The organism is Prevotella sp. oral taxon 306 str. F0472 (assembly GCF_000257925.1).
Lineage (GTDB): Bacteria > Bacteroidota > Bacteroidia > Bacteroidales > Bacteroidaceae > Prevotella > Prevotella vespertina.
Map to the genome: position 1 here is coordinate 1 of NZ_AJIN01000018.1, position 2,290 is coordinate 2,290.

The following is a 2,290-nucleotide window of genomic DNA, read 5'->3' on the forward strand; positions in this document are numbered from 1 at the left end:
ACACCGCCAAATCTTCATACGAAGTTTATTACCCTGGCAAGAATGGTAATCAAGACCAAGTAACCATCTCTGCGAATCAAACGCAAACTGAACCCAACACCACCGCTCACTTTGGCGCTTCAGGCGATTGCGGTATAGCCAAGGCAACACGCAACACTACAAGCCACGAGTTTGAGTTTACACTCGACCACAAGGCTGCTTACCTTGTTTTTAAGCCTTACACAAGCAATGATGTACTAAAGTATTGCTATCTCACGAAGATTGAAGTAACATCAGATAACGATATTGCATCCACATATACCTATACACTTGACCCAACCGCAGATACTGGTGCAGGTGCATTAACGGGAACAGGTAACGGAAAGCAGATTGTGCTTGAAACCAAGGGTAGTGGTGCTTATGCTAATGGTTTCCCTTTAACAAACACTTCTGCCAGCCTAACAACCAATGGTGCTTACATGGTTATCAAGCCTGGCACACACACTTTACGGATTCGTTACTGGGTAAAGGATGTTGCAACACACGTAGAGGGAACTATCACAAAAATTATTCCTTCTCATACCTTTGCAAAGAATGAATATGTCAACATGGAAGCTGATTTGCAAATAAAGAACTACGACGGTGACCATTATTACATGTGGGATGCTCAGCAGAATTATTGGGCAGGTCACGAATGGAATAGCGCAGATCCATGGCAGCCAGTGTTGACGAATAACACTAACGCTAACTATGCTCGAAATAACACCGATCCTCGTTACTACAACGATGGTAATGGTGCACCATTTAATGCTACTCATTCATGCGCAAGTCTTCCTAACGTGAACGAAATGACATGGTACGCCGCAGAGGGTGATCCTCGTTGGGACGGTGACGAATTATGGACAACCATGGGTCACTTATATAAAGGTGGCATGTGGTTTAAGAAAAGGGCAAAAATAAGTGGATTCAACGCCAATACTGCAGTAGACGGACGTGATTGGCGAACAGTTGGAAATGCTAATAATTGGCCTGTATCTAAGATTCTTCCTTCCGCTGCTGAGGCTGGCAATTACTTCTACCTGCCCGCCTTGGGTAAATACACCTCTGGTAGACTGAACGCTATTTACGAAAATGGTTTTTATTGGTCGTCAAGTGCTTACCCGCAGTTAAGTAGTGTTGCGTATAGCATGATTTTCTTCGCTAATCAAGCCTCTGTGTACTACTATGACCGCGACGCAGGAGGAAGGGTAGATCTGTTATTCGAATAGTACTTACAATTGCCTTTTATAGGTATCACCCTCAAAATGGCGACACCTAAGATATATCCATCAGTGTTTGTCTTCTACTCTGTTTGATAAACAATAGTAGATAATTAATACGAAAAAACATGACAAAAGAGGGCAAAATAGATACTTTGTAAGTGGCTGATAATCAAAGCCTTATAAATAGGGTGCCAAAGTATGATACTTAGGGGGTCTAAGTATGATACTCAGGTACCCTAAGTATGATACTTAGGTACCCTCAGTCCCATACCGAGGGTGGCTCGAATGAGAAAATAATTTACATATTATATTTACAACTTTAAAAAATTAATATTATGGCATTTTTTAAGAAAGTAAAGAAGAAGCTAACAGGGCTATGGTATCCGGAAGCGATAACCGTTGGGAAGCCTGTAACAACCGACCAAGTGGCTGACCGATTGGCACTGATTTCGACCGTGAGTCGTGGTGATACGTATGCTGTGCTGAAAGACTTAGGCGAAGTGATGGCGTCCTTTATGGCAGAGGGTCGCACGGTGAAACTGGAAGGCGTTGGTACGTTTTACTACACCATCAACGCTGATAAGGGCATTGCGAAGTCTGAAGAGGTGACGGCAAAGCAAATAAAGAACGTTCGTGTGCGCTTCATTCCTGAGACTTCGCGCACACAGAGCAATAAGGTTGCCACTCGTTCGTTGGTGTCTGATAATATTTATTGGGAAGAGTGGAAGGAGAAGAAAAGTCTCACCCCCGCCCCCTCTCCAAAAGGAGAGGGGAGTGAAGATCACACTGGACCACAGGCAGGGTAAGCCCCACCCCGCAAAAAGAAGCCTCCCCAAGCCCCTCCAAAGGAGGGGATGTCCCTATTGGATATAGTTTGAAACGACAGAGAGCCTGTAAGTAGGGTTAGGGGCATCCCCTCCTTTGGAGGGGCTTGGGGAGGCTTTCTTTAGTGTCGGCTTTTACCACGGGAGCATTTATTAGGTTGATTCAGGGTATCAATCGTTCTGTAATAAGACAATCGATTATATTAATTGTGAAATTAATGTCTT

The 2,290-nt window shown here is 44.0% G+C and carries 2 protein-coding genes; both read left to right on the plus strand.

The annotated features are described in order from the left end of the window. A partial coding sequence (locus HMPREF9969_RS12995) for a hypothetical protein (RefSeq protein ID WP_009434417.1) occupies nt 1-1,247 on the plus strand: 1,247 nt, incomplete at its 5' end. Between the two features lie 329 nt (nt 1,248-1,576). Further along, the gene (locus HMPREF9969_RS03155) at nt 1,577-2,047 is read left to right on the plus strand and encodes an HU family DNA-binding protein (RefSeq protein ID WP_009434418.1); all 471 of its coding nucleotides are present in this window, start codon (nt 1,577-1,579) and stop codon (nt 2,045-2,047) included. Nucleotides 2,048-2,290 lie beyond the last annotated feature (243 nt).

Coding starts and splice junctions, on each gene's coding strand:
- HMPREF9969_RS03155 (WP_009434418.1), top strand. CDS start 1,577: ATGGCATTTTTTAAGAAAGTAAAGAAGAAGCTAACAGGGCTATGGTAT.